Source organism: Aestuariivirga sp. (assembly GCF_046093005.1).
Taxonomy (GTDB): Bacteria; Pseudomonadota; Alphaproteobacteria; order Rhizobiales; family Aestuariivirgaceae; genus Aestuariivirga.
The window spans coordinates 1-26,403 of record NZ_JBJTER010000144.1 but is presented as its reverse complement, the minus strand read 5'-3'; the positions used below and the strand labels follow the sequence as shown (position 1 = coordinate 26,403).

The following is a 26,403-nucleotide window of genomic DNA, read 5'->3' as shown; positions in this document are numbered from 1 at the left end:
GTCATCGATTAGGAGGCGCGGGCAATGCCAGTTCGCAAATGGTTTTAGCTTCGGCGCGCAACCGCACCTTGTGCGCTTCCAGCCCCGCCCGCGCCTCCACAACGATGACCGGGCCTAAGTCGGGGGCGGAATCCAGGGGATCGCCGATGGCGAGCTCGGCCATCGCGCCTTTCAGCATTTCGATCACCCGGTCCGCCACGTCCTCCTGCACGAACAGGATGCGCGCCGCCGAGCAGCGCTGGCCGGCGCTGTCAAAGGCCGAGGCCAGCGCATCGCGCACCGCCTGTTCGGGAAGCGCCGAGGAATCGACGATCATCGCGTTCATCCCACCGGTCTCGGCGATCAGCGCCGGAATGGCGCCGGTCCGTGCCGCCAGCGCCCGGTTGATGATGGCCGCGGTTTCATTGGAGCCGGGGAAGGCCACCCCCGCCAAAGCAGGATGTGCCAGCAGCAGCTTGCCCAGCCGCGCCCCGTCACCCGGCAGCAGATTGAGCGCGGCGGGCGGAATGCCCGCCTCATGCAGCAGCTTCACCGCCGCGAAGGCCACAAGCGGCGTCTGCTCGGCGGGTTTCGCCACCACGCTGTTGCCCGCCGCCAGCGCCGCCGCCACCTGGCCGGTGAAGATCGCCAGCGGAAAGTTCCATGGGCTGATGCAGACGAAAACGCCGCGGCCATGGAGCGATATCTCGTTACGTTCGCCGGTGGGGCCTGCAAGCGGCATGGGAGCACTGAACTGATGGCGGGCGCCAACCGCATAGTAGCGCAGGAAATCGACGGCTTCGCGGATGTCGGCGATGGCGTTGTCGAGGGTCTTGCCCGCCTCGCGCACCAGCAGTGCCGCCAGTTTCGGCGTTGCGGCCTCATAGAGATCGGCGGCTTTCTCGAGGAGCGCGGCGCGCGCCGGACCGCCGGTCTCGTCCCACGCCGGTTGTGCGGCGGCCGCCACCTCCATGGCTTTCGCCGCGGCGGCCTCGCTCGCGTCCCGAACCTCGCCCACCCGCAGCGAACGGTCCGCCGGGCTTTCGATGCGCCGCAACGGCCCATCCTCCCATGCTTTGCCATCAACCAGCGCATGCGCGGCAACCGGCTGCCGCAGCGCTTCGGCAATCCCGGCAACGAGCTTGCCGCGCGCCCCGTCATCCCACAGCGGCAGGCCTTGCGAGTTGACGCGGCCCGGGAAGATGTCCCGCGGCAGCGGGATTTTCGGATGCGGAATGGCGGCGAGCTTCGCAACCTCCATCACCGGGTCCGCGATGATCTCGGCGATCGGCGCTTCATCATCCGCCAGGCGGTTGACGAACGAGGTGTTGGCGCCGTTCTCGAGCAGGCGGCGCACCAGATAGGCCAGCAGGTCCTCATGGCTTCCCACCGGCGCATAGATGCGGCAGGGCTGGTTCATGCGGTCCTTGCCCACCACCTGCTCATAGAGCGCCTGGCCCATGCCATGCAGGCGCTGGAACTCGAAGCGCCGGTCATTGCCCGCGAGCACCGACACGGCGGCCAGCGTATGGGCGTTGTGAGTGGCGAATTGCGGATAAAACACATCGCGCCGCGACAGCAGATAACGCGCGCAGGCGAGATAGCTCACATCGGTCGAGACCTTGCGGGTGAACAGCGGATAGCCCGCGAAGCCCTGCTCCTGGGCGCGCTTGATCTCGGTGTCCCAATAGGCGCCCTTGACCAGCCTGACCGGAATGACGCGGCCCGTGGCGCCAGCCACCCCTGCCAGCCACTGCAGCACTGGCCTCGCGCGCTTGGAATAGGCCTGCACGGCAAGCCCCAGCCCGTTCCAGCCCTGAAGCCGCGGGTCCTGGCACAGGCTTCCGAACAGTTCGAGCGAGAGGTCCAGCCGGTTCACCTCCTCGGCGTCGACGGTGAGGCCAACGTCCAGCGCGCGGGCCTCCGCCGCGAGGCTGGCGACGCGCGGCAGAAGTTCCGCCATCACCCGGGCTTCCTGCTTTTCCTCATAGCGCGGATGCAGCGCCGAAAGCTTCACCGAGATCGAGGCGCGGGCGAACACGTCCGCCCCCTTGCTGTTGCGGCCCACACTGGCCAGCGCGTTCCGGTAGGACTCGAAATAGCGTTCCGCGTCGGCGCCGGTGAAGGCGGCCTCGCCCAGCATGTCATAGGAAAAGCGATAGCCCTCCGCCTCGAGGGGAGCGGCTACCGCCAGCGCCTCGCCGATCGTCCGTCCAAGGACGAACTGCTTGCCCATGATGCGCATTGCCTGCTTCATGGCGTTGCGCACGATGGGTTCGCCCGAGCGCGTCACCAGCCGGCGCAGATAGGACGGCGCGTCGCTTCCAGCGATGCGGCCCAGATCGACGAAGCGCCCGGTCAGCATCAGGCCCCAGGCGGAGGCGTTGACGAACAGCGAGCCCGACTGGCCCAGATGGCGCTCCCAGTCCTTGCCGCCCAGCTTGTCGGCGATCAGCCGGTCGGCGGTGCCGGCATCGGGGATGCGCAGCAAGGCCTCGGCGAGGCACATCAGCACCACGCCCTCCTCGGAAGAGAGCGAATATTCCTGCATGAAGGCGTCGATGCCGCCCTGCTGGCGCCGCCCGGCGCGCACCGCGGCCACCAGCTGGCGGGCAAGCTCCGCCACCCGCCGCTGGTCTTCCGGCGTCAGCGCCGCCTCGGCCGAGAGCGCCCGCACCGTGGCGGCCTCGTCGGCGAACAGCATGGCGGCGATGGCGGAACGGCTCGGCAGGGCGGACATGGCGGCTCACCTCCTCGGATGGCTCCTCTGTGCCACAAAACGAGCCAGGCTTCCCGCCAAAAAACGCCCATGTTAAGAGCGCTTCTCTGAACATGACCGGGAACCCCGCCATCATCCGCAACGTCGAAGCCCTGCGCCGCCACACCGCGGACTGGCGCAAGGCGGGCCTCGCCTATGCCGTCGTGCCGACCATGGGGGCGATCCATGAAGGCCACCAGGAACTGGTGCGCCAGGGCCGCCAACACGCCAGCCGGGTGATCGCCACGGTGTTCGTGAACCCGAAGCAATTCGCCGCCCATGAAGACCTCGCCAAATACCCCCGCGACGAGCCCGGCGATGTGGCAAAGCTTGGGGCGGCGGGCGCCGATGTGGTGTTCATGCCCGCTCCGGAGGAGGTCTATCCACAAGGCTTTTCCACCACCGTGTCGCTCACGGGGCCGGCCAAGGCAGGGCTTGAGGACAGGTTCCGCCCGCATTTCTTCGCCGGTGTCGCCACGGTGGTCGCCAAGCTGTTCCTGCAGACCGGCGCTGACGTCGCGATGTTCGGCGAGAAGGACTACCAGCAGCTGATGGTCGTCACCCGCATGGTGCGCGACCTCGACATTCCCATCCGGGTGATCGGCGTGCCAACGGTGCGCGAGGCCGATGGCCTCGCCAAGTCCTCGCGCAATGTCTATCTCTCGGCGGCCGAGCGCCGCCAGGCGCTGGCGATCTACGCCAGCCTTTCGCGCGCGGCGGACGCGATCCGCGCCGGACAGACGCCGCAGGGCGCAGCCCGCGCCGCCGCCCGCAGCCTCACGGCCTCTGGCTTCAAGGTCGATTACGTGGCGGCGCGCAATGCCGGGACGCTGGCTCCGCCGCGCGGGAAAGACGAACCGCTCCGCTTGCTCGCCGCCGCCTGGGCCGGCAAGACGCGTCTCATTGACAATATTGCGGTGCAGAGCAGCCGGTGATCAATTGAACGCAGGTGTTGCAAACAAAACTCTCATCATCGCCCCGCTTGACCGGGCAATCCTCTTCACGGCGGCGGAAAGCGGACGCCCGCATCAAGTCCGGACATGATGAGCAGGATATGGCTTGAGATCGCTACAAATAACGGGCTGCCGCTCTGGGCGTTGCGGCAGCGATGCGCCGGTGTCAGGACACGCCCAGCTTCTTCTGCAGGCTCGAACTCGAGGTGGTGTACTGGAACATCAGCCGCTCGCCCGGGTTCTTCAGTTTGAACACCTTCTGCGCCATCAGCGCCGCCTCATGGAAGCCCGAGAGGATCAGCTTCAGCTTGCCCGGATAAGTGTTGATGTCGCCGATGGCGAAGATGCCTTCGACCGAGGTTTCGAATTTCTCGGTATCGACGGGGATCAGGTTCTCGTGAAGGTTGAGGCCCCACTCGGCGACCGGCCCCAGCTTCATCGTCAGGCCGAAGAACGGCAGCATGGCGTTGCAGGCGATCTCGAAGTTCTGCCCGTCATTTCCCTTCACCACCGCCGCCGAGAGAACGCCGTTGTCGCCGCGGAGCGCGGTGACCTGGCCGAGCCGGAAATCCATTTTTCCATCCGCCACCAGCTCGCGCATCTTGCGCACGGAATCGGGTGCGGCGCGGAAATCGTCCCGGCGGTGCAGCAGGGTGAGGCTCCTGGCGATGGGCTGCAGGTTCAGCGTCCAGTCGAGCGCCGAGTCGCCGCCGCCGACGATGAGCACGTCCTTGCCGCGCAACGCCTCCATGCGCTTCACCGAATAGAACACCGACGTACCCTCATAGGCATCAATGCCCGGGATCGGCGGTTTCTTGGGCTGGAAGGAGCCGCCGCCCGCCGCGATCACCACCACCCTGGCGTGGAATCTGAGGCCGCCATCGGTTTCGAGCTCGAAGCCGGCGTCGCCCAGCTTCCGCACGGCGGTGACCATGTGATTGAAGTGGAAAGTGGGGTTGAAGGGCTTGATCTGCTCCATCAGCCGCGAGGTGAGCTCCGCACCCGTCACCACCGGCAGTGCCGGAATGTCGTAGATCGGCTTTTCCGGATAGAGTTCGGCGCATTGGCCGCCGGGCCGGTCAAGAATGTCGATCACATGGCACTTGATGTCGAGCAGGCCCAGTTCAAACACCGCGAACAGGCCGCAGGGGCCGGCACCGATGATGACCGCATCCGTGGTGATGATATCGGACATGGCGCGCCCTTCCCTTCTCAGAACTGCTTTTCGGGAACCTTCACGCGCAGGCCGTCGAGCGCGTCGGAGATCTTGATCTGGCAGGACAGGCGGGAATTGTCCCGGACATCGAAGGCGAAGTCCAGCATGTCCTCTTCCATCGGGTTGCGGGAGCCCACCTTTTCCACCCATTCCGGCTCGACATAGACATGGCAGGTGGCGCAGGCGCAGGCGCCGCCGCAATCGGCGTCGATGCCCGGCACCATGTTCTTGACCGCCGCCTCCATCACCGACATGCCGGGAAGGCCGTCGACCGTCTGCTCAGCGCCGCTGTTCTGGATGAAAGTGATTTTCGCCATTTCTGTACCGTTTACCACGCGTTCGTTTGATCGACCGGCCTTCTAGGGGATGGCTTTCCGAAACACAACTGCGCCGCCGCCGCGGCGGAGAGGCTGCTCAGCCGAGCGTGGGAAAGGCCTCGCGGACCGCCAGACGGAAACCGGCAGCCGCCGCCTGCAGAGACTGCAACTCTTTCTCCCGCCGCTGCGGGCTTTCGGGAAACCCGGCTTCCTCCAGCCCGGCCGCCAGTGCGCTGAGCCTTCGGGCGCCGACCGCCGCCGCAGACCCCTTAAGACCATGCGCGGTGAATTGCCAGTCAGCGGCCGTGCCGGCCGCTGCCAGCCGCGCCAGGGTGAGCGGCAGCTGGCCCAGGAAGAGACCCAGCACCTCTAATGCAAGTGATTGATCTTGCATGGTGATATGATCCAGATGCGCGCCGTCGAAATCCACTGCCGTGGTGGCTTCTGAGGCAAGCTGGGGGTCGGCCATGGCTGGCACCTGGTTGCTGGCAGCGAGAGGCAAAACGCCAAACCGTCACTGGCTAGGCCAGCCGGGTTAACGGGCGCTTGCGCCGGAGGTGACAATAGAGCATCGCATTTTAACCAATAGTTAAGATTTTGAGGCGGGCGCCTCAAGCCGGGTTTCGCCTGCCATGCCAATGGGCTATGGTAAAAATTGCGAAGCTTCGTCCCGGGATCGCATCCCGGATGGGGCGGGATGAGTTTTGCGGCATCGCCAGCCGCGGGTCAAGTGAACGTGCGGGGACCAGACAACATGGCCAATACCACCGTGACGCGCCGCGAACGCCGCCAGTCAGAGGCCGAAGCGCCAAGACGCGAAGCCCCCCGGCTTTCGGCCGACGGAGCCCCCGCCAGAGGCCGCCTTGCCAACGAAAATGACCCGGCGACCGCCATGCTGCTGGCCAAGCTGCGCCGCCGGCCCTCATTCATGCCCTATGGCCTGGTCTCGATCATCATCACGGCGCTGTGGTCGGGCGCCTGGTTCTTCGCCCATTCGGGCGCCTTCGGGCCGCAGACGGCGCCCGCCGGGGCGCTGGAGGCCATCGCCCTGCTGATGGTTCCAGTGGCCATCGTCTGGGCCACCGCGTATCTGCTGTGGCGGGCCGCCGACATGCGCCAGGTTTCCGAAGCCCTCTACCAGTCCGCCATGCGGCTGATCCGGCCGCAGGACGTTGCGACCGAGGGGCTCAGCACCATCGCCCAGGCGGTGCGCTCCGAAGTCGATTTGCTGGTCGACGGCGTCGAACATGCGGTGCAGCGCGCCGCGGTGCTGGAGGAAATCGTCCACAAGGAAATCTCTTCGATCGAGCGGGCGTTCGGCAGCAACGAAGAGCGCATCCGCACCCTGGTGGCCGGCATCGAAAACCAGCGTTCGGCGCTGCAGCAGGCGTCTCTGCTGATCAGCAATGATACCAACCCGCTGGTCACCCGGCTGGAAAGCAGCACGCGTAACCTCGACGGCATCATGTCCGCCGCGCAGGAAACGCTTGGCCGCCTGGAGACCGGCCTCCGCGACGTCTCCGGCAACATCATGCGGGCGCTCGACGAGATGACCGAACGGGCCGCGGCCACCGGCTCGGAAATGACGGTTCAGACCTCACAGATGGAGGACGTGGGCAGCCAGATGCTGACCCAGCTCGGGGAATTCTCGCGCCAGCTGGCTACCCAGCTCGATCAGATCAAGTCAGCCGCCACGGAACTCAACGCAGAGTCTGTCGATTTCAGCCGCCATGTACAGGACATGGAAGCGAACATGTCGCAGCTGGTGCGCAACACGGTCGATGCGCTGACCACCACCCATGACGATATCGCCCGCAGCGTCGAACGTTCTGGCGTCACCGCCACCGACCAGATCCGCCAGCAGGTGAACGAGCTTGCCGACCTGGTGCAGGCTTCCGGCGGCAACATCACCTTCCATCTGCGGTCGGTGGCGGAGGACATCACCGGCAGCCTCGAACGCGCCAGCGGCGACACCGCGCAGATGATCGAGCACAGCCGCAACCTGGTCACCCAGGGGCTGCAAACCGTGGCCAGCGAATACATCGAGCGCGTCGCCCAGTCGCGCGCCGAGCTCATCACCTATCTCGATCAATCGGCGGCCGGCGTCGCGGCGGCCATCGACGATGCCTCGGACCGGGTGGCGGGCCGCCTCAACGCGGCCGGCAGCCAGTTCATCGGCAGCCTTGATGAAACCTCCCAGACGCTGCTTTCGGAAATGAACACATTGGGCAGCGGCATGTCTGGCCGCCTGGAAGAGACGGCGGGCCGCCTCACCGGCGAAATCGGCGCCAGTACGGAGCGCCTGATCAACCAGCTCGACGATTCGGCAGGCGCCGTCTTCGCGCGCCTCGACGAGCAGGCGAGCCTCGTCACCGGCCGGGTCGAGGAGACCTCCCAGCGTCTTCTCGACATCATCGAGGACCGCACCGCCACCGTCACCGCCCAGGTCGGCGAGACCGCGCAGCAGGTGCTGGCGGCGCTCGATCAGCAGAACCTCGAGTCCGCGCAGCGGGTGACCGATACCGCGGCGCAGGTCGAGATGACCATCGGGCGGGCCAGCGATGTGATCTCGGGGGCTCTTGCCGACGCCAACCAGCGCCTGGACGCCACCGCGGACGCCTTCCGGTCGCTGATCGACCAGACCGCGGCGGCGGTCGAAGAGCGTATCGGCATGAGTGAACAATCCTTCAATTCGGTGATCTCAACGGCGGTCGCCAATACCCGCGCCCGCATCGACGAGGCCTCCGCCCTGTTCCATGCGCTGGCCGAACAGATCGCCAGCGGCGTCGAGAACCGGCTCGACACGTCGGGAACGCTCCTGCAAGACCAGGTGGCGCGCGCCATGGCCAGCGCCAGCGCCCAGCTCGATGAAACAAGCCGCCTGTTCCAGCAGACGATCAGCGGCGCTGCCGGCGACATGGAGCGCCGAATCGACACGGCCAGCGAACGGCTCTACGGGCAGATCGAGACCAGCGTCAGCTCCGCCACGGGTTCGCTCGATCTGGCGCGGCGCACACTGCAGGATGTGATGGACGAGACCGCGGCCGGCGTGGTCGGCCGGATCAACACGGTGTCGGATGAAATGAACGGCCTCCTTACCTCGACCAGCGGCACCATCGCCGCGCATCTGAAGGAGACGGCGGGAATCGTCAATCGCGAGATGGCCGATTCAGGGATCGCGCTGGCCGAGCGCATCGAAAGCTCGGGCGGGCTCGTTACCGACAAGCTGATCTCGGTTTCCGAGAGCTTCGTGCACAATGTGGGCCAGGCGCGCGAGGCGCTGCTGGCGATGATCGTCACGTCCTCAGAGGACGTCACCCGCAAGCTGGAAGACACGACGCTGCAACTCTACAGCAAGCTCGACAACACCGCGAACGCGATGGCCGGCCAGATCGAGCAGACGGCGCAGCGCATCACCGACTATGTCAGCAGCACCACATCGGAGGCGATTGGCAAGGTGGCCTCGGTCACCGGCGAACTGACCGGGCAGCTCGACTCCTCATCGCGGCGCCTCGGCGAGCTGATGGACCAGACCTCGGAGCGGGTCGGCGGCAGGCTCGACCAGGCGGCGAACGACATGTCGGCCTTGTTCGGAAACGCCACCGAAACGCTCACGCAGCGGCTCGAGGACACCTATTCGAATCTCTCGGAGATTTTCACCTCCAACACCGGCAAGCTCACCGGCCAGCTGGAGCAGACCTCCGGGCAGCTTTCGAAGCTGTTCTCCGCCAACGCCAAGATGATGGCCGATCAGATCGACAAGACCGCCGCGGAAATGACCGGCGGTTTCGCGGACACCGCGTTGCGCGTCACCACCCAGGTAAGCGACGTGCACCAGCGCATGGCGCAGCGGCTGCAGCTGGCCTCCGACCAGGTGACGTCTCAGCTCGACAGCGCCGGCACCTCGATGCTGGCGCGCATCAGCCAGACGGCGGAAGATCTGAGCCGCCGCTTCGACGCCTCCACGTCTATGCTCGACCGCGTGACAACCGATCTCTCGGGCAAGCTTGACGGCACCGGCGAACGCTTCGCAACGGTGATCGATCAGGCGTCCACCGCGATACTGAACGATCTCGGCAAGGCCGCCGAAGCCTTCAGCGGCGGCCTGAATGAAACCACCACGCAGATCACCCGCCTGATGCAGCAGGACTCGAACCAGCTGTCGAACCGTATTGAACTCGCCAGCCGGGAGCTCGAGCAGGTGGCGGTCAACACCGCTACCAGGCTTGACGACGCCAACCGCAAATTCGCGAAGCACATGGAGACGGTCAACGCGTTCCTCACGGAGCAACTCGCGGCGGCCGCCAGCGTCATGGACGAGCGCCTCGGGCTCGTTTCGAAGGACCTGGTGAACCGGATCGAGACCACCAGCCTCCGCATGGCCGAGCGCCTTGAGGACACGACCTTCTCGATGGAACGCGCGGTTGAAAAGGTGGACGGAGACATGGAACGCCTGCTCGCCGGGCGGCGGCAGGCGGTGGAAGCCCTTCTCACCGAAGCCAGCCGGCAATCCGGCGAAATCGGCGCGGTGATCAGCAGTTACATGAGCGCGATCGAAAACTCGCTTGCCGAATCGGAGCAGAGAGCCCGCGAGATCGGCCGGATCATCGCCGAGCAATCGGGCATCGCCGCCCGCAACCTCGAAACAGAAATCGAGCGGCTGGAAGCGGCCTCCTCGGGCCAGATCGACCAGGCCGCGCGCATGCTGCGCGACCAGCATGAGCGCGCCATGGCGGCAATGAACGAAATGCTGTCGGCAACCGCCACGGACTTCCAGCAGACGGCGCATGACATGCGGTTGACCGCCCAGCAGGTGGTGAAGGACATCGACGCGGCGCGCGGCCAGCTCATGCGTTCGCTCACCGATTTGCCGGAAGAGACCCGTACCAACGCCGATGCCATGCGCCGCGTGGTGGCTGACCAGATCAGTGCGCTGAGCGCGCTCGCCGAGGTCGTGAAGCGGCAGGCGGGCACGCTGGACATCAGCGGTCCGGGCCTGTCGATCAACCGCAACCGGCGGGACACGCCGCCGCGGGGCTAGGCCATCCAGGGGTCGGCATGCGGCGCCTGTCGATAGCCGAGGAACGCTGGCCGGTGGCCGGCAGCTTCACCATCGCGCGCGGCAGCAAGAGCGAGGCGCATGTCGTGAGGGTCACCATCACGGATGGCGCGCATCAGGGCCATGGCGAATGCGTGCCCTACCCGCGCTATGGCGAGAGCGTGCCGCAGGTGATTGCGGCGCTTGAGGGCGCGCGGGTGGCTGTCGAGGCGGGCCTCGCGCGCGAGGAGATCGCTTCCGCCGTTGCGCCGCATGCCGCCCGCAACGCGCTCGACTGCGCCCTGTGGGACCTTGCGGCGAAACAGGCCGGAACAGCGGTCTGGCAGCTCGCGGAGCTGCCCCGGCCGGTTCCCGCCGTCACCGCCTACACGCTGAGCCTCAATACGCCCGCCGCCATGGGCGAGGCAGCGGCAAAGGCCGCGCACCGGCCGCTGCTCAAGCTGAAGCTGGGGCGCGCGGGCGATGAGGAGCGGCTCGCCCAGGTGCGGCGCAACGCGCCCACGAGCCGTCTGATCGTCGATGCCAATGAAGGCTGGCGGCCGGACAATCTCGAAGCCATGCTCGCAGCCTGTGCCGCCGTGGGCGTGGAACTGGTTGAACAGCCGCTTCCGGCGGATGACGATGAGGCGCTGCGCGGCGCCTTGCGGCCGGTTCCGGTCTGCGCCGATGAATCCGCCCATGGCCTCGATACGCTTGATGCGCTGGCCGGGAAATATGACGCCATCAACATCAAGCTCGACAAGACGGGCGGCCTGACGCCCGCCATCGCCCTGGCGCGGGCAGCGCGGCAACGCCAGCTCAAGGTCATGATCGGCTGCATGCTGGCCACCTCGCTCGCCATGGCGCCCGCCATGCTGCTCGCCCCGCTGGCTGATGTCATCGACCTCGACGGCCCGCTCTTGCTCGCCAGCGATCGCACGCCGCCGATCCGCTATGATGGCAGCCTCATGTATCCGCCGCCGCCGGCGCTCTGGGGCTGATCCGCCACAGCACCACTGCCAGCGCCGAGGCAAGCGCGGCACCCGCCGCCATCACGAACCACGCCGCTCCGCCGAGATGCACATAGAGCGGTCCTGATATCCACATGGCGCCGGAGAGCAGCACCCCGCCGGACAGCACGGAGTAAAGCCCCTGCACGGTGTTGCGGATGTGGCCCGGCACCCGCTCGCGGATGAAATGCATGGTGCCGAGATGCGTGAGGCCGAAGGATGCCGCATGCAGGGTCTGGATCAGGAACAGCGCCGCAAGCGGCGGCGCCAGGCCGGTGGCTGTCCAGCGCAGCGCCGCCAGCGCCGTGCCCAGCATGATCAGGCGCACCGACCCCAAGGCCCGGTAGAAGCGGTTTGAAAAGGCGAACATCAGAACCTCTGCGAGGACGCTCGCCGCCCACAGCAGTCCGATCACGGACTTCGAATAGCCAAGATCCACGAAATAGAGAGACCCGACGGCATAGAGAAAACCATGGCTTGCCTGGCCGAGCCCGGCGGCCAGCAGGAAGACCACGACGCTGACGCTGCCAACCGTGGCCATCACGGCCGCCACATGCACGGGCTGGGCGGGTGCCGCTGGCAGCGCCTCGTCGCGCGGCAGCAGCAGGGTTGCCAGCGCGCCCATGCCCTGGGCGGCGGCAACCAGCAGGATCACGAAGCTCACCGGGATGAGTTCGAGCAGCAGGCCCGCTCCAAGGCTTCCAGCCAGAAAGCTGAGCGAGGCCCACAGCCTGATACGGCCATAATCGATGCCGTAATGGGCGCTGCCCTCGATGGCCAGCACCTCGGACAGCGGCACCAGCGGCGCCATCAGCGCGGCGGCCAGCATGCCGCAGATCAGGATCGGCCAGAACCCGGTCATCGCCGCCATCAGCAGGTAGCAGAGCGTCGATCCGAAGGCGCAGAAGACGATCACCGTCCGCCGCCGCCTGGTAAGATCGGCGACGAAGGTGCCGGCCGGGATGCCGATGATGCGTATCGCCATCATCAGCCCCACCACCAGCGTTACTTGCGTGTCGGGAAGGCCGCGGTCCTTAAGCCACAGCGGCAGGAACGGCAGCAGGATGCCGCTGCCGAGGAACAGCACGGCATTGAACAGCGACAGCCTGAAGGTGAAGTGACGCGATGGCATGACCCGGCCCGGCCCCATCTAAACCAATCATTCACTTCTCGCCACGATGATAAGAGCGGAGCCGCCCCGCGCCTGGCGCGGGGCCGTTGCACGGATGGTGTGTGGAGCGTTGGCGTATGGCGACGAGCGGATTATCGCGGAATTCCCGGCATGCTGCGGCCGGGCTTGAGCCAGAGGACTTCGAGGCGATCGAACAGGCGGTGCTGGAAACCGCCCGTGGCCGCTGGTTTCTCGATCAATATGCCAGCCGGCTCAGGGCTCGCGAAACCGCCGGACTATTGGCCGGCATCCAGCGCCTCGAGGCCGCCCTGGCGGCCAACCACGATGCGCTGATGGAACGGCTTGCAGGGGCGCTTGCCGCCGCGCCCGGGACAGAGGATGAAGAGCCATTTTTCGGCGGCAACGTCGCTCAGATGCTGCCCCGGCACATGTCATATTTCCGGGACGACGAAGCGCTGTTCGAACCGCCGCCGCGGGCCGGCGTGAGCCGTCTTGCCGATATCGCGCAGGAGATGGAAGCGGAGCGCGAGGCGGCGCGCAAGAGCCGCATCGTGATCATCCGCCACAAGCCCGGCGAGCGGCTGGACGTGCCGTTGGCCGGGGACCTGGCCGAAGCCTCGTGAAACTCAGATAGCTGACGTGAGGATGCGGGTGTAGAGTTCCGCATCACAATTGCCGCCCGAGGCGATCACCCCGACCGCCCTGCCCCTCACCGCGATCTTGCCCGACAGCACCGCGGCCAGCGCCACGGCGCCGCCCGGCTCCAGCACCAGCTTAAGGTTCTCGAAGGCAAAGCGCACCGCAGCCGCGGCCTCGGCATCGCTCACCACCAGACCGGGACCCAGCAGGCGGCGGTTGATGGCAAAGGTCATCTCGCCGGGCGAGGGCGAGAGCAGCGCATCGCAGATCGAGCCCGTCGGGCTGGGGTTGCGCGTGATGCTGCCGGCGGCGAGCGAACGGGCATAATCGTCAAAACCTTCGGGCTCCACCGTATGCACCACCGTGCCCGGCGATCGCTCCGCCATGGCCAGCGCGATACCGGCGGTAAGCCCGCCGCCCGAGCAGCAGACGAGCACATCATCAAGCCTGACGCCCATTGCTGCCGCCTGGTCCGCCAGTTCAAGGCCCGCGGTTCCCTGTCCGGCGATGATGTCCGGGTGCTCGAAGGGCGGCACCAGCACGGCGCCGCGCGCCCGCATATGATGCGCGGCGATCTCCTCCCGCGACTGGGTGGCGCGGTCATAGGTGACGATCTCGGCGCCCAGCGCCCTGGTGTTGTCCTGCTTGATGCGGGGCGTGTCGGCGGGCATCACGATCAGCGCCCTGAGGCCCTTGAGCTGCGCCGCCGCCGCGACTCCCTGGGCATGGTTGCCGGAAGAATAGGCCACGACGCCCCCCGGCGTGGCGGCGGGGTCAAGCTGCGAGATCAGGTTCCAGGCGCCACGAAACTTGAAGGAGCCGGTGCGCTGCAGGCATTCCGCCTTGACCAGCACCCGGCCGCCGGCAAGCGCGTTGAGCCTGGGCGACTCGATCACCGGCGTCCTGACGGCAAAGCCATCGAGCCGCGCCGCCGCGCTGACGATATCCGTGAATGCCGGCTGCATCGATCCTCCGTTGCGGCTTTGCAGCATAGCCGAGCCCGGCCGGGTTTTGCTACACTCGATCCCGGAAAATCAGGAACCGCATATGACCCGCGATCCCCGCTACGACATTCTGTTCGAGCCCGTCCGCATCGGCCCGCTGGTGGCGCGCAACCGTTTCTACCAGGTGCCGCATTGCAACGGCATGGGCTATCGCGATGCCTCGGCGCTGGCCGCCATGCGCGGCATGAAGGCGGAAGGCGGCTGGGCGGTGGTGTGCACCGAGATGGTGGAGATCCACCACACGGCGGATGTGGCGCCCTATGTTGAACTCCGCCTGTGGAGCGACCAGGACATTCCCATGCTGGCCCGCATCGCCGGCAGCATTCACGCGCATGGCGGGCTCGCGGGCATCGAACTCTGCCACTCCGGCTACACCGCCAACAATCTGTGGACCCGCGAGGTGCCGATCGCCGCGAGCCCCATGCCCACCGCAAGCTACTTCAACGATCCGGTGCAGGCGCGCGGCATGGACAAGGAGGACATCCGCAACCTGCGCCGCGCCCACCGCAAGGCGGCGCTGCGGGCGCGGGAGGCGGGCTTCGACCTGATCTATGTCTATGCCGGGCACGGGCTTGGCATTTTTCAGCATTTCCTGTCGCGGGCCACCAATTTCCGCACCGATGAATATGGCGGCTCGCTCGCCAACCGGGCGCGGCTGCTGCGCGAGGTGATCGAGGACACCAAGGACGCCGTGGGCGGCAGTTGCGCGGTGCCGGTGCGCATCGCCATGCATGAGTTCCAGGGTGCGGCCGGGCTCGAACCGGCGGAAGTCGAGGACGCCATCGCCATGATGGCCGAGCTGCCTGACCTGTGGGACCTGTCGCTTTCCGACTGGTCAAAGGATTCGCAGACCTCACGGTTTGCCGAGGAAGGCTTCCAGGAACCCCATATCAGGGGCGTCAAGAAGCTCACCTCGAAGCCGGTGGTGGGCGTGGGCCGCTATACGTCACCTGACACCATGGTGCGGGTCATTCGCCAGGGCATCATGGACATGATCGGCGCCGCGCGGCCATCGATCGCCGATCCCTTCCTGCCGCGCAAGATCGAGGAAGGCCGCCTTGACGACATCCGCGAATGCATCGGCTGCAATGTCTGCGTCACCCATGACTACACCATGACGCCGCTCCGCTGCACCCAGAACCCGGCCATGGGCGAGGAATGGCGGCGCGGCTGGCACCCGGAAACCATCCGCCCGCGCGAGGCTGACGGGCATGTGCTGATCATCGGCGCCGGGCCGGCGGGCCTGGAAGCGGGCCGTGCGCTCGGCCAGCGCGGCTACCGCGTGACCATCGCCGACAAGGCCTCCGAACCCGGCGGCCGCGTCAGCCGCGAAAGCCGCCTGCCCGGCCTTTCCGCCTGGGCGCGGGTGCGTGACTGGCGGCTGCTGCAACTGCGCAAGCTGCCCAATGTCTCGCTCTATCTCGAAAGCGACATGAGCGCCGAAACAGCCGTCGAAACCGGCGCAGACCACATTCTGGTGACCACCGGGGCCACCTGGCTGCGTCAACTGACAGGACGCTATTTCACGGCGCCCATTGCGTTCGCCGCGGCCTGCGACGTGCTGACGCCGGACGATCTGATGGCCGGAAAACGGCCCGGCGCGCGCGATGTCGTGCTGTTCGACGATGATCACTACTACATGGGCGGCGTGCTGGCCGAGCTCCTGGTGAAGGAGGACTACCAGGTAACGCTGGTCACCCCCGCCGCCGTCGCCTCCGCCTATACCAAGGCCTCGCTCGAGCAGAAGGCGATCCAGGCGCGCCTGCTGAAGCTGGGGGTGAAGATCATTGCCAACCAGGCCGTCGCCGGGCTCTTCCCGGACCATGTCACGCTCAGCTGTGTGTTCAGCGGCGCCGAAACGGCGCTCGCGGCCGGCGCCGCGGTGCTGGTTACAAGCCGCCAGCCCGACGACGGGCTGTGGCGGGCGCTGGTGCAGCAAGGTGTCGCAACCAGCCGCGCCGGCGACTGTTTCGGCCCAGGAACAATCGCCGCGGCCGTGCACGCAGGCAGGCGTTTTGCCGAGGAATTCGGCCTGCCGCCGCGCGACTTCCTGGAGCTTCCGTTCCGCCGCGAGGTTACGGCCTTAAGCTGACCCAGAAGCTGCCTCATTCCTGTCGCAGCCCGGCGTTAGACTTTACATAATTAAGGGATGGTTTACCAAGCCCGAGCAATGACAGCGCCTTCCAGGGGGATGACCGTGTTATCGCGCCGTGCCTTCAATCGCAGCCTTCTGGCCATGGCGAGCACCCTCGCTTTGGGATCCACCGCATTTGCCGAAGATGCGGTCATCACCGGCCCGCTGCCGGAGCAGGAGCGCGCTCCTGCCAAGCCACCGGCCGAAAAGGCAAACAGCAAGCTCGCCACCCAGACGGAAATCGTCGCCGGCCAAAACCAGGCGCCGATGCTGAGCGCGGGCTCGGTCGAGGCCATGATGGGCGCGATCGCCATGTATGAGGAGATCGTCTGGGGTGGCGGCTGGGAAGAGCTCGAGGAAGTAACACTCAAGAAAGGCTCGCACGGCGAGGCGGTGCTGGCGCTGCGCCAGCGCCTTATGAAGGAGAACTATCTGCCCTTCGATTCGTTGCAGGGCGAGAACGCCAGCCGCTATGACGATGAAATGGTCGAGGCGGTGAAGGCCTTCCAGGTCAATCACGGGGTGATTCCCTCCGGCATCGTGGCCGAGAAGACGCTGGCCCAGCTCAATGTGCCGGCCGACGTCCGGCTTGAAAGCCTGCGCGAGAACCTGCCGCGCGTGAAGTTCTATGCCGCCGGGCTCGGCGACCTGTCGATCCTCGTCAACATTCCCGCCGCCCAGCTCGAAACCGTCGAGTATGGCCGTGTCTATTCGCGCCACAACATTGTGGCTGGCAAGCTGGAAAGGCCCTCCCCGGCGCTGGCCAGCAAGGTGAGCGACATCAATTTCAATCCCTACTGGAAGATCCCGGCCTCGATCATCGCGCGCGATATCGTGCCGAAATACCTCGAGGACCCCAGCTATCTGAAGGTCAACCACATCCGTGTGTTCGACAGCGTCGACGGGCCGGAGATCGACCCAACCCTCATCGACTGGACGATAACCGATCCCGAGCGCTACTTCTTCCGCCAGGAGCCGGGGCCGCATAATTCGCTGGGTTCGGTGAAGATCAATTTCCCGAACGACTACATGGTGTTCATGCACGACACTCCGCACCGCGAACTGTTCGGCCGCAATGTGCGCTTCGAGAGTTCGGGCTGTGTGCGCATCGACGAGGTGCAGACCGTGGTGAGGTGGATCCTGGACCGCACGGCGGCACCGCTCGATCCGCTGAGCTATGAGCGGCTCATCACCTCGACGGATCAGTTCGACCAGGCGATCGAGAATGGCCCGGACGTGCGCTGGATGTATCTCACCGCCTGGTCCACCGAGGACGGACGGGTGAATTTCCGCCCCGACGTCTACAATCTCGATGGCACGGGCTTCATCATGGGCCAGCCGGAAACCAGCACGTTTTGAGCGCGCCCTTTGGGGGGCTCACCTTCCGAGGATCAGAACGGCCGCAATCGCCCACATCGTGAGGCCCACGAGGACTTCCAGCATGACCCACGCTCTGGCACTGGCGAAGACCGGAGCAAGCAGCCGCGCGCCGAAGCCAAGCGCGGAGAAGAACGCGAGGGACGCGATCGCGGCTCCGGTTCCGAAAACCAGGCTATGCGGCGCGTATTGCGCGGAGATCGATCCCAGGAGGATGACGGTATCGAGGTAGACATGGGGGTTGGCCCATGTGAGCAGAAGGCAGATCGCCGCCACACGCCAGGCCGAAACACTCGTCTGTCCCGCAGGCAACAGCCGTTCTCCGCCCTGCCAGGCCGCGTGAAAGCGGAGCGCGCCATAGACGATCAGGAACCCCGCTCCCACCCAGCGCATGGCAACCGCGAGCCATGGAACAAGCGGCAGCAAGGCGGCGAGAAAGACCACGCCGGCCATGATGAGAAAGGCGTCCGACAAGGCGCATATGGCAACGACCAACCCGACATGTTCACGGCGCAGCCCCTGTCTCAGCACGAAAGCATTCTGAGCGCCAATCGCGACGATGAGGCTAAGGCCGGTGAAAAACCCAAGGAAAAGCGCAGTCCACATTGCGGGAGTCAAACTCACGCATCTTGCGGCATCCGGTCAAGGGTTCTAAGCCTTCCCGCCTGGGAAGGACGAGACGATGACCCGCAGCTACCACGCCCCCGCAGGCGGCCACCCGCCACAGACCGATCTCCTCACCGGCCGCGCCGTGTTCACCGAGGCCTATGCGGTGATCCCGAGGGGGGTGATGCGCGACATCGTGACGAGCCTCCTGCCGTTCTGGGACAATACGCGCGCCTGGGTGATCGCAAGGCCGCTTTCAGGCTTCGCCGAAACCTTCTCGCAATACATTATGGAAGTGGCGCCCGGCGGCGGCAGCGACAAGCCGGAGCCGGAGCCCGATGCCGAGGGCGTCCTGTTCGTGGTTGCCGGAGAAATGACTCTCACGCTCGATGGTGTGCGCCATGCCATGAAGGCCGGCGGCTACGCCTATCTGCCGCCCGGCGCGCGCTGGACGCTCCAGAACGAAAGCGCGGCGCCGGTCAGCTTCCACTGGGTGCGCAAGGCCTATGAGCGCGTGGACGGGATCGGCCTTCCCGATGGCTTCGTCACGTCGGATGCGGCGGTGAAGCCCGTTGCCATGCCGGGCACGGAGGGGAGATGGGCCACCACCCGCTTCGCGGACCCGAACGACATCCGCCATGACATGCATGTCAACATCGTCACCTTCGAGCCGGGCGCCGTCATTCCCTTCGCCGAGACTCATGTCATGGAGCACGGCCTCTATGTGCTCGAAGGAAAGGCTGTCTACCGCCTCAACAATGATTGGGTGGAGGTGGAAGCGGGCGATTTCATGTGGCTGCGCGCCTTCTGCCCGCAGGCCTGCTATGCCGGCGGGCCCGGGCGCTTCCGCTACCTGCTCTACAAGGACGTGAACCGCCACATGAAGCTGAAGAGCCCGTTCGCGCGCTGAGCCCGGCGCTCTCTGCTCTCCGCCATGGCAAGCAAACCCGCAAGCCCCTCCTTCGCCGGCCTCTTCACGCCGAAGCTCGTCACGGTGCTGCGCGAGGGCTACACGCTGCGCAACCTGCGGCAGGATGCGGTGGCGGGATTGACGGTCGCCATCGTCGCCCTGCCCCTGTCCATGGCGATTGCCATCGCATCGGGCGCCACGCCCGCCCAGGGGCTTTACACGGCCGCGGTTGGCGGCTTCATCGTGTCGATGCTCGGCGGCTCGCGCTTCCAGATCGGCGGGCCGGCCGGCGCCTTCATCGTGTTGGTCTCGGCGGCCGCCGCCCAGCACGGCATGGACGGTGTGATCCTTGCAACATTCCTCTCCGGCTTCATGCTGGCGGCAATCGGCTTTCTGCGGCTCGGCACCTTCATCAAGTTCATTCCGTTTCCGGTGACGGTAGGCTTCACCGCCGGCATAGCGGTCATCATCTTCGCCAGCCAGATCAAGGAACTGCTGGGCCTGAGCCTGCCAGGGCCCGAACCAGGAGCTCTGCTTGAAAAGATCCCCGTATTGTGGGCAGCACTGCCCAGCCTGACACCCGCTGCGGTCGCGCTCGCGCTCGGTACGGCGGGACTGATCGTGGCGCTCAGGCTGCTGCGCCCGCACTGGCCGGGCATGCTGATCGCCGTGGCGCTGGCTTCGCTGACCGCCGCGGCCCTGGGCCTGCCGGTCGCCACCATCGGGTCGCGCTTCGGCGGCATTCCCCACACGCTGCCGATGCCAGCCCTGCCCGCGCTGTCCTTCGCCAAGATCGTGGACGTCTTGCCCACCGCCTTTTCCTTCACCCTGCTCGGCGCCATCGAATCGCTGCTCTCCGCCGTGGTGGCCGATGGCATGACCGGCCGCCGCCACCGCTCCAACTGCGAGCTGGTGGCGCAGGGTGCGGCCAACATCGGCTCGGCGCTGTTCGGCGGCTTCTGCGTGACCGGCACCATCGCGCGCACCGCCACCAATGTGCGGGCCGGCGCGCACGGGCCGGTCTCCGGCATGCTGCATGCGGTGTTCATCCTGCTGTTCATGGCGGTGGCAGCACCGCTTGCGGCGTTCATTCCGCTTGCCGCGCTGGCGGGGGTTCTGGCCATCGTCGCCTGGAACATGGTGGAGAAACCGGCGGTCGCCGTGCTGCTGCGCTCGGGCTGGGGCGATGTCGCGGTGCTGGCCGTCACCTTCCTGTTGACCATCTTCCGCGATCTCACCGAGGCGATCATCGTCGGTTTCGCGCTGGGCTCGGTGTTGTTCATCTACCGCATGTCGAAGGCCACGGCGGTCGAGACCCATACGCCTTTTGTGGCCGAGGACATGCCGGACAGGGACCAGCCACGCGATTCCCATGACGAGGCGCTGGCCGCCAACCCGGAAGTCGTCGTCTACCGCATCACCGGCGCATTCTTTTTCGGCGCGGCGGCGTCCATCGGCTCGGTGCTGGACCGCATCCAGGACAGCCACAAGGCGCTGATCATCGATTTCTCAGCCGTGCCGTTCCTTGATTCGACGGGCGCGCATGTGATGGAGGGCCTGGCCCGCAAGGCCGAGCGCAGCGGTGTGAGGCTCTATGTGAGCGGGGCGAGCGCCGAGATTACGCGCGCGCTGGCCAAGCATGGGGTGAAGCCGCCGGGTGTCAGCTTCGCAGCGAGTCTCGAAGATGCGCTGAACTCCTGGCGTCCGGCAGCGCCCTGACCGCCGCCGGCTGCCTTGAAAGCCCATGCTCGGTCTTGTTCCAGTGAAACGGCTGCGTTGCGAATTGCCACAGGGCCAGCCACGCCGCGGCGCTCATCAGGCACCAGTAGAGCGGCACGGTGGCGACCGCAATCCACGAACAGCGAAGGCCATGGCTGCGCGCTCCCCGGCGCATCAACAGGATAGCGCTGGCGTGCCCGGCGATGAACGCCACCAGATTCACGCCGAGCAGACAGTTCAACGCCACGCTGGCGTTCTGCCGCAGCATGCCCCCTGACCCGTAAAAGGCCAGGACAAGCACCAAGCCCGACGGATAAAGCAATGCCGAGACAAAGACGCCCAGGGTGAGCGCCTGCATAATCCAGAAGCCGCGCAGCCCCAGCTGCCGCCGAAGCTTGACCGGGGCGCGCATGTGAACGAGCCAGGTCAGCAGAAACCCTTTCAGCCAGCGTGACCGTTGCGCCAGCCAGTTGCCGGGGCGGGTGTTGGCCTCCTCGTGGGTGAAGCTGTCCAGTATCGCCGCCTTATAGCCAAGGCGCGCCAGCCTCAGGCCCAGATCGGCGTCTTCAGTCACGTTGAACGGGTCCCAACCGCCAATGGCGCGCAGAACCTCAATACGGAAATGATTTGACGTGCCGCCAAGCGGCAGCGGCAGATGGTGGCTGTCCAGCGCCGGCAGAAGCAGGCCGAACAGCACCGCATATTCGGCCGCGAACTGCCGGGCCAGCCAGTTTTCGTCCGGATTGTAAAACGTGAGCTGGGCTTGCAGGCAGGCGACTTCGGGCGGCAGGCGCGCGAAGCTGCGGGCCGCTTTCAGCAGCTGGTCCGGATCAGGAATATCTTCCGCATCGTAAACGGTGAGCAGGGCGCCGCGGCAGAACGGCAAGGCGTAGTTGAGGGCGCGCGGCTTGGTCCGCGGCTTGCCGGCCGGAACCACGATCACCTCAAAACGGCTGTCCAGCTTCAAAGCCGCCACCGCACGCCGCATCGGCAGATCATTGTCCTCGATGATCAGCTTGATATCGAGCCGTTCGGCCGGATAGCGGAGCGAAGCCAGCGCGCCGGTCAGCTGCGGCAGAACCCTGGTCTCGCGGAACAGCGGCACCAGCACCGAATAGGCGGGCAGAACAGGCTCCGCGGCGGCGGCTGCTGCTGCTCCGGGCCAGGTTTCGCGCGGAGCAGCCGGCAAGAAGCACATCATGCGCAGCACCACGACCGAAAGGAAGAACAGGCCTCCTACGGCGGCAAACCCCGCTACCGCGAATTGCGGCGGAAGCTGAAACGCGAGATACCAGGCGAACCCGCCCAGCGCGGCGATGACCGCCGCTTGCGCCGCGGTCAATGGGCGGCTGGCGGAATAGGCCGGCCAATGGCGCATCAGCCCCAGGGCGGCGCGGTCAATCAGGAATTGGCCATGGGCGCTTCTGACGGCCGCCAGAAAGTCCGGCGCTTCGGCATAAGCGATGATGCGCAGGCCCCGCGCCCGGGCATGGCTCAAGGCCAGCGTGCCGCATGCCACATGGAATTCGGCGCCAGGCAGTTTCACGGCACAGAGGATCCTGTGGCGCAGGACCTCGTCCAGCTCATTGTGCGGCAAACGGCGGAGCAGGCCGCATAGCGCGGTCTGGTCGACTCTCGGCAAGACTTCCGACTCCGCGCCGTCTATGCTGAGCGGCATCGTGGCCGCTTCGCCAAAGCCGTGGTCATGATGACGCGACAAAATGGGTACCTGTCCTCCGCTGCAGAATAAGAATGCGACGTAACGTAAAGATTTCCACTATGCTTGGGGTGTTGCTGGCCGCCCTATGCATATCTCAAGTTGCATGGCCGGATCAGACAAGCGTTGCCGGGCCGGAACCACCCCTGTTCCGCCCGGTGCCGGCACCGGAGAAACCCGAGATACCGGAGAAGCTGAAGGTCAGGCTCATCGCTGATGACGGCTTTCCACCCTTCAGCTTCGTCTCCCGCACGGGCGCGCCGACCGGACTGTCCGTCGAGCTGGCGATTGCCGCCTGCGAGCGCGCCGCGCTCGATTGCACGGTCGAGGCGCGGCCGTTCAGCGACATCATTCCCGCCCTGCTGAAGGGAGAGGCGGACGTGGCGATCACCGGCCCGCAGCCTGATGCCACCGCTTTGCAGCAGCTTGCCGTGACGCGGTCCTATTTCAGGATCATGGGCCGGTTCGCGGTGGCAAGCGGCAGCAAACGCAAGGGCGCCACGCCATCATCACTGTCGGGCGCGCGCATCGGCGTGGCCAGGGACACGCTCCATGCCCGCTGGCTGGAGGCCTATTACGGCGCGGCCGACATCATCGCCTTCGACGGCCTGGCGGCGGCGGGCGAAGCGCTGAAAAACGGCGCGGTCGATGCCCTGTTCGGAGATAACCTGCAAGTGATCTACTGGCTCTCCGGCGAGGCGGCGGCCGGCTGTTGCCGCCTTCTCGATGGCGCCTTTTCAGATTTCGACTATTTCAGCCGCGATCTCGTGTTTCTTGTCCGGCGTGACCGGCCTGGACTGCGCGAAGCCCTGGACTATGGCCTCGACCAGGCGCAGGCCTCAGGGGCCACCAGCCGCATCATTCGCGCCTATCTGCCGCTGCCACTGTGGTGAGCGAGTGCCGCCGCATCACGGCCGCGGATGGCGTCCAGCGTGCCGCGAGAGCGGTCAAGCTCTTCCGCCATGCCGTGAAGAATCTCGGTCACCAGGCCGGGTCCCCTATAGACCAGCGCTGAATAGAGTTGCACGAGGCAGGCCCCGGCCCGCAGTTTCAGCAGCGCCGACGCGGCATCATGCACGCCACCGGCGCCAACCAGCGGAATGCGGCCACCGGTCAACAGAAACAGCCGCGCCAGCTGGCGAGTCGAGAGTTCGAGCAGCGGCGCGCCGGAAAGCCCGCCCTGCTCCGTCGCCAGCGGTGCGCGAAGGCCCGGCCGCGACAGCGTGGTGTTGGAAACAATGATGCCGTCCACGGCACCTTCCGCGCAACACGCGGCAATGTCCTCGAGTTCCTCGCCGGAGAGATCAGGCGCGATCTTGAGCAGCATCGGCGGTTTCATCGCCGCCGCCTGCCGTGCGGCGTTAAGCCGGGCCAGCAACTGCGCCAGCTCGGCGCGCGATTGCAGCGCCCGGAGGCCCGGCGTGTTGGGCGACGAGATGTTGACCGTGAAATAGGATGCGATACGCGCAAAGGCCTCGATGCCCGCCACATAGTCGCCGATCCGGTCAGCCGAATCCTTGTTGGCGCCGATGTTCACGCCGACGATGCCGCCGCGCTGCACCCTCGCCTGCAAACGTTTCAGCGCCGCCGCATGGCCGTCATTGTTAAAGCCCATGCGGTTGATGACCGCCTGGTCTTCCGGGAGGCGGAAAAGCCGCGGGCGGGCGTTCCCTGCCTGTGGCCGCGGCGTCACCGTGCCGATCTCGGTGAAGCCGAAGCCGAGGCCCAGCATGGCATCCGGAACCTCGGCGTTCTTGTCAAAGCCCGCCGCCAGCCCGAGCGGGTTGGGAAAGCGGAGCCCGAAAGCGGTGACCGCCAGCCGCGGATCGGAGTGCGGAACCGAAGAAGCCGGAAGCAGCGCCAGCCCCCCGATGGTCAGCCGGTGCGCCGTCTCGGCATCGAGCGCGTGCAGCATCGGCCGCAGCGCCGGAAAGGCGGCAGCCGCCAATCTCATGACAGGCCTTCGGGAAAACGATGCGCGCCGTTCGCGAAGGGTAGCTGTTGAACGCTGACGGCGAGTTGCGGGCGGATTTCGCCATAGACGTGTGGAAACAAATCGCCGCCGCGCGAAGGCTCCCAGCGCAGCCCGGCGAGATCGCCTTCCCTGAAGGCGATCAGCAACAGGTCCGTCTGGCCGGCGAAGTGTTTGGCCGCCGTGCCGGGCAGCTGCCGGGCGGTCGACAGGTGAATGAACCCATCCCGCAGGTCGGCGGCGGAGCCGGCGAACACCCCCGCCGCCACAGCCATCCGCCATTCCGGCTCGGAGAGAATCTTGTAGACAATCTGCATGGGACCGGACCATAGGCCGCCCGGAACATCTGGACAATCCGCCCGGATCAAGGTAAAGGTTCCTAGGAATAAGAACTTTTCCGGCGAGATGGAGATTCGGCGCATGCTCACCCACAAGCAGGTCTGGAACGCGATCGACACGATCGCCGAGCGTTATGGCTATTCGGCCTCGGGGCTCGCCAAGAAATCCGGGCTCGACCCGACCTCCTTCAACCCGTCCAAGCGCAATGGCCCGGACGGCCGCCCGCGCTGGCCGACCATGGAGTCGATCTCGCGGCTGTTGCAGGCGTCGGGCGCCTCCATGGAGGAATTCTCCGACCTGCTGATCGGCCGCCGTGGCCAGCCGCCGAAGCTGCGCCAGATCCCGCTGCTGGGCTTCGCCAAGGCCGGCAAGGGCGGCTTCTTCGACGATTCGGGCTTCCCCGCCGGAAATGGCTGGGACGAGATCGACGTGCCAGGCGTCACTGACCCCAATGCCTATGCGCTGGAAATCACCGGCGACTCAATGATGCCCATCTACCGCGAGGGCGACATCATCATCGTCTCTCCGGCCGCCACGCTGCGCAAAGGAGACCGCGTGGTGGTGCGGCTCAACGACGGCCAGGTGATGGCCAAGATCATGCAGCGCCAGAGCGCCCGCGCGCTCGAACTCGCATCCTTCAACCCCAACCACGCCACCAAGGTGCTGGACATGAAGGACGTGGACTGGATCGCCCGCATCATGTGGGCCAGCCAGTAACGCTGGCTCCGCATGCGCCCGGCGCGATGAGCCTGCCGCCGGATTTCATCGCGTGGTTTTCCTCCCGCGGCTGGGCGCCCCGCGCCCACCAGCTGGCGGTGCTCGAGCACGCCGCGGCGCGTGAAAGCGTACTCCTCATTTCACCCACCGGCGGCGGCAAGACGCTGGCCGGCTTCCTGCCGAGCCTCGTTGAAATCGCCGCGCGGGGAACTGGCCAGGGCATTCACACGCTTTACATTTCGCCGCTCAAGGCGCTCGCCGTCGACATCGCCCGCAATCTCGAAGCCCCGGTGGCCGAGATGGGGCTGGCTGTCAGCATCGAAACCCGCACGGGCGACACGCCGCATACAAACCGCCAGCGCCCGCGGCGCAAGCCGCCGGACATTCTGATCACCACGCCGGAGCAGGTATCGCTGCTCGCCGCCGACCCGCATGCCGGCCAGCTGCTCATAGGTTTGCGCACGGTGATCCTCGATGAACTGCATTCGCTGGCCACCTCGAAACGCGGCGTGCTGCTGTCGCTGGCGCTGACCCGGGTCCGGGCGCTGGCGCCAGAGTCAATCCGCATCGGCCTGTCGGCTACGGTGGCGGACCCCGACGCGCTGCGCGCCTGGCTGGTTCCTGCCGGCCACACCCCTGCCCCCGTGGTATTTGGCGCAGCCGGCGCCAAGCCCAACATCCGCATCCTCGCCTCCGCCGAGCGCGTGCCGTGGTCCGGCCATTCGGCGCTCTATGCCATTCCGGAGATCTATGGCGAGATCCGCAAGGCGAGGATGCGGATGTTGGGCTTGGCGCCGGCTGCGCCAAATACCACGGGGGCAGGGGTGTGGCCGGCAGGAACCAGCCAGGCGCGCAGCGCGTCGGGG

21 protein-coding genes are annotated in these 26,403 nt (G+C 66.4%); 11 read left to right on the top strand and 10 right to left on the bottom strand.

Annotated elements, in window-relative coordinates; translation table 11 throughout:
* Nucleotide 1: 1 nt before the first annotated feature.
* Nucleotides 2-2,719 carry a bifunctional proline dehydrogenase/L-glutamate gamma-semialdehyde dehydrogenase PutA gene (gene putA / locus ACKOED_RS12270; RefSeq protein ID WP_408916880.1) on the bottom strand — a complete coding sequence of 906 codons (2,718 nt, stop codon included), beginning with the start codon at nucleotides 2,717-2,719 and terminating at the stop codon, nucleotides 2-4.
* A gap of 92 nt (nucleotides 2,720-2,811) precedes the next feature.
* On the opposite strand from putA, the gene panC reads away from it, so the two are divergent.
* Nucleotides 2,812-3,672, top strand: a complete 861-nt coding sequence (panC, locus tag ACKOED_RS12265; protein ID WP_408916879.1) for a pantoate--beta-alanine ligase — start codon at nucleotides 2,812-2,814, stop codon at nucleotides 3,670-3,672.
* Between the two features lie 184 nt (nucleotides 3,673-3,856).
* Here panC and ACKOED_RS12260 read toward each other — a convergent pair whose 3' ends face one another.
* From ACKOED_RS12260 to ACKOED_RS12250, 3 genes are all read right to left on the bottom strand, one after another.
* Nucleotides 3,857-4,885: an NAD(P)/FAD-dependent oxidoreductase gene (locus ACKOED_RS12260; RefSeq protein WP_408916878.1), complete on the bottom strand. Its 1,029-nt coding sequence runs from the start codon at nucleotides 4,883-4,885 to the stop codon at nucleotides 3,857-3,859.
* 17 nt (nucleotides 4,886-4,902) lie between these two features.
* Entirely contained in the window at nucleotides 4,903-5,223 is a 321-nt protein-coding gene (locus ACKOED_RS12255) for a 2Fe-2S iron-sulfur cluster-binding protein (protein ID WP_408916877.1), read from the bottom strand.
* A 97-nt stretch (nucleotides 5,224-5,320) separates the two neighbouring features.
* Nucleotides 5,321-5,692, bottom strand: coding sequence for an Hpt domain-containing protein (locus ACKOED_RS12250; protein ID WP_408916876.1), 372 nt, complete (start codon nucleotides 5,690-5,692; stop codon nucleotides 5,321-5,323).
* Nucleotides 5,693-5,977: 285 nt separating this feature from the next.
* Between ACKOED_RS12250 and ACKOED_RS12245 the strand changes: the two genes are divergently transcribed.
* Both ACKOED_RS12245 and dgcA read left to right on the top strand, forming a co-directional pair.
* Nucleotides 5,978-10,264, top strand: coding sequence for a hypothetical protein (locus ACKOED_RS12245; RefSeq protein ID WP_408916875.1), 4,287 nt, complete (start codon nucleotides 5,978-5,980; stop codon nucleotides 10,262-10,264).
* A gap of 17 nt (nucleotides 10,265-10,281) precedes the next feature.
* Entirely contained in the window at nucleotides 10,282-11,262 is a 981-nt protein-coding gene (dgcA, locus tag ACKOED_RS12240; RefSeq protein WP_408916874.1) for an N-acetyl-D-Glu racemase DgcA, read from the top strand.
* On the opposite strand, the gene ACKOED_RS12235 is transcribed toward dgcA, so the two are convergent.
* A complete protein-coding gene (locus ACKOED_RS12235; RefSeq protein WP_408916873.1) occupies nucleotides 11,228-12,403 on the bottom strand; it encodes an MFS transporter in 1,176 nt (391 codons plus the stop codon). The genes dgcA and ACKOED_RS12235 overlap by 35 nt on opposite strands.
* A 116-nt stretch (nucleotides 12,404-12,519) precedes the next feature.
* On the opposite strand from ACKOED_RS12235, the gene ACKOED_RS12230 reads away from it, so the two are divergent.
* The gene (locus ACKOED_RS12230) at nucleotides 12,520-13,026 is read left to right on the top strand and encodes a hypothetical protein (RefSeq protein WP_408916872.1); all 507 of its coding nucleotides are present in this window, start codon (nucleotides 12,520-12,522) and stop codon (nucleotides 13,024-13,026) included.
* A 3-nt stretch (nucleotides 13,027-13,029) separates the two neighbouring features.
* Here ACKOED_RS12230 and ACKOED_RS12225 read toward each other — a convergent pair whose 3' ends face one another.
* The gene (locus ACKOED_RS12225; RefSeq protein WP_408916871.1) at nucleotides 13,030-14,007 is read right to left on the bottom strand and encodes a threonine/serine dehydratase; all 978 of its coding nucleotides are present in this window, start codon (nucleotides 14,005-14,007) and stop codon (nucleotides 13,030-13,032) included.
* Nucleotides 14,008-14,089: 82 nt separating this feature from the next.
* Here ACKOED_RS12225 and ACKOED_RS12220 point away from each other — a divergent pair, with 82 nt between their 5' ends.
* Nucleotides 14,090-16,138 (top strand): NAD(P)-binding protein, encoded by a 2,049-nt coding sequence (locus ACKOED_RS12220; protein WP_408916870.1) that lies wholly within the window; start codon nucleotides 14,090-14,092, stop codon nucleotides 16,136-16,138.
* 144 nt (nucleotides 16,139-16,282) lie between these two features.
* Nucleotides 16,283-17,539 (top strand): L,D-transpeptidase family protein, encoded by a 1,257-nt coding sequence (locus ACKOED_RS12215; protein ID WP_408916869.1) that lies wholly within the window; start codon nucleotides 16,283-16,285, stop codon nucleotides 17,537-17,539.
* A gap of 18 nt (nucleotides 17,540-17,557) precedes the next feature.
* Here the strand turns inward: ACKOED_RS12215 and ACKOED_RS12210 are convergent, their stop codons facing one another.
* Nucleotides 17,558-18,163 (bottom strand): LysE/ArgO family amino acid transporter, encoded by a 606-nt coding sequence (locus ACKOED_RS12210; RefSeq protein WP_408916868.1) that lies wholly within the window; start codon nucleotides 18,161-18,163, stop codon nucleotides 17,558-17,560.
* Nucleotides 18,164-18,239: 76 nt separating this feature from the next.
* Between ACKOED_RS12210 and ACKOED_RS12205 the strand changes: the two genes are divergently transcribed.
* Complete coding sequence (locus ACKOED_RS12205; RefSeq protein WP_408916867.1) at nucleotides 18,240-19,073, top strand: bifunctional allantoicase/(S)-ureidoglycine aminohydrolase; 834 nt, start codon at nucleotides 18,240-18,242, stop codon at nucleotides 19,071-19,073.
* Nucleotides 19,074-19,097: 24 nt separating this feature from the next.
* Nucleotides 19,098-20,792 (top strand): SulP family inorganic anion transporter, encoded by a 1,695-nt coding sequence (locus ACKOED_RS12200; protein WP_408916866.1) that lies wholly within the window; start codon nucleotides 19,098-19,100, stop codon nucleotides 20,790-20,792.
* Here ACKOED_RS12200 and ACKOED_RS12195 read toward each other — a convergent pair.
* Nucleotides 20,734-22,470: a glycosyltransferase family 2 protein gene (locus ACKOED_RS12195; RefSeq protein ID WP_408916865.1), complete on the bottom strand. Its 1,737-nt coding sequence runs from the start codon at nucleotides 22,468-22,470 to the stop codon at nucleotides 20,734-20,736. The two genes, ACKOED_RS12200 and ACKOED_RS12195, sit on opposite strands and share 59 nt — an antisense overlap.
* Nucleotides 22,471-22,667: 197 nt before the next feature.
* Here ACKOED_RS12195 and ACKOED_RS12190 point away from each other — a divergent pair, with 197 nt between their 5' ends.
* Nucleotides 22,668-23,402, top strand: coding sequence for a transporter substrate-binding domain-containing protein (locus ACKOED_RS12190; RefSeq protein ID WP_408916864.1), 735 nt, complete (start codon nucleotides 22,668-22,670; stop codon nucleotides 23,400-23,402).
* Here the strand turns inward: ACKOED_RS12190 and ACKOED_RS12185 are convergent.
* Together ACKOED_RS12185 and ACKOED_RS12180 are read right to left on the bottom strand one after the other, a co-directional pair.
* Nucleotides 23,378-24,463, bottom strand: coding sequence for a quinone-dependent dihydroorotate dehydrogenase (locus ACKOED_RS12185; RefSeq protein ID WP_408916863.1), 1,086 nt, complete (start codon nucleotides 24,461-24,463; stop codon nucleotides 23,378-23,380). The genes ACKOED_RS12190 and ACKOED_RS12185 overlap by 25 nt on opposite strands.
* Entirely contained in the window at nucleotides 24,460-24,798 is a 339-nt protein-coding gene (locus ACKOED_RS12180) for a DUF952 domain-containing protein (RefSeq protein WP_408916862.1), read from the bottom strand. The genes ACKOED_RS12185 and ACKOED_RS12180 overlap by 4 nt, the downstream gene beginning before the upstream one ends.
* A 103-nt stretch (nucleotides 24,799-24,901) precedes the next feature.
* Between ACKOED_RS12180 and ACKOED_RS12175 the strand changes: the two genes are divergently transcribed.
* Together ACKOED_RS12175 and ACKOED_RS12170 are read left to right on the top strand one after the other, a co-directional pair.
* Entirely contained in the window at nucleotides 24,902-25,537 is a 636-nt protein-coding gene (locus tag ACKOED_RS12175) for a helix-turn-helix transcriptional regulator (protein WP_408916861.1), read from the top strand.
* 26 nt (nucleotides 25,538-25,563) lie between these two features.
* A partial coding sequence (locus tag ACKOED_RS12170; protein WP_408916881.1) for a DEAD/DEAH box helicase occupies nucleotides 25,564-26,403 on the top strand: 840 nt, incomplete at its 3' end.

Excerpts from the sequence above, each read along its gene's own strand:
- ACKOED_RS12185 (WP_408916863.1), bottom strand. The coding sequence starts at position 24,463 with ATGAGATTGGCGGCTGCCGCCTTTCCGGCGCTGCGGCCGATGCTGCAC.
- ACKOED_RS12260 (WP_408916878.1), bottom strand. The coding sequence starts at position 4,885 with ATGTCCGATATCATCACCACGGATGCGGTCATCATCGGTGCCGGCCCC.
- ACKOED_RS12210 (WP_408916868.1), bottom strand. The coding sequence starts at position 18,163 with ATGTGGACTGCGCTTTTCCTTGGGTTTTTCACCGGCCTTAGCCTCATC.
- ACKOED_RS12175 (WP_408916861.1), top strand. The coding sequence starts at position 24,902 with ATGCTCACCCACAAGCAGGTCTGGAACGCGATCGACACGATCGCCGAG.
- ACKOED_RS12250 (WP_408916876.1), bottom strand. The coding sequence starts at position 5,692 with ATGGCCGACCCCCAGCTTGCCTCAGAAGCCACCACGGCAGTGGATTTC.
- ACKOED_RS12205 (WP_408916867.1), top strand. The coding sequence starts at position 18,240 with ATGACCCGCAGCTACCACGCCCCCGCAGGCGGCCACCCGCCACAGACC.
- ACKOED_RS12255 (WP_408916877.1), bottom strand. The coding sequence starts at position 5,223 with ATGGCGAAAATCACTTTCATCCAGAACAGCGGCGCTGAGCAGACGGTC.
- ACKOED_RS12200 (WP_408916866.1), top strand. The coding sequence starts at position 19,098 with ATGGCAAGCAAACCCGCAAGCCCCTCCTTCGCCGGCCTCTTCACGCCG.
- dgcA (WP_408916874.1), top strand. The coding sequence starts at position 10,282 with ATGCGGCGCCTGTCGATAGCCGAGGAACGCTGGCCGGTGGCCGGCAGC.
- ACKOED_RS12180 (WP_408916862.1), bottom strand. The coding sequence starts at position 24,798 with ATGCAGATTGTCTACAAGATTCTCTCCGAGCCGGAATGGCGGATGGCT.
- ACKOED_RS12235 (WP_408916873.1), bottom strand. The coding sequence starts at position 12,403 with ATGCCATCGCGTCACTTCACCTTCAGGCTGTCGCTGTTCAATGCCGTG.
- ACKOED_RS12245 (WP_408916875.1), top strand. The coding sequence starts at position 5,978 with ATGGCCAATACCACCGTGACGCGCCGCGAACGCCGCCAGTCAGAGGCC.
- ACKOED_RS12215 (WP_408916869.1), top strand. The coding sequence starts at position 16,283 with ATGGCGAGCACCCTCGCTTTGGGATCCACCGCATTTGCCGAAGATGCG.
- panC (WP_408916879.1), top strand. The coding sequence starts at position 2,812 with ATGACCGGGAACCCCGCCATCATCCGCAACGTCGAAGCCCTGCGCCGC.
- ACKOED_RS12220 (WP_408916870.1), top strand. The coding sequence starts at position 14,090 with ATGACCCGCGATCCCCGCTACGACATTCTGTTCGAGCCCGTCCGCATC.
- putA (WP_408916880.1), bottom strand. The coding sequence starts at position 2,719 with ATGTCCGCCCTGCCGAGCCGTTCCGCCATCGCCGCCATGCTGTTCGCC.
- ACKOED_RS12230 (WP_408916872.1), top strand. The coding sequence starts at position 12,520 with ATGGCGACGAGCGGATTATCGCGGAATTCCCGGCATGCTGCGGCCGGG.
- ACKOED_RS12225 (WP_408916871.1), bottom strand. The coding sequence starts at position 14,007 with ATGCAGCCGGCATTCACGGATATCGTCAGCGCGGCGGCGCGGCTCGAT.
- ACKOED_RS12195 (WP_408916865.1), bottom strand. The coding sequence starts at position 22,470 with ATGCCGCTCAGCATAGACGGCGCGGAGTCGGAAGTCTTGCCGAGAGTC.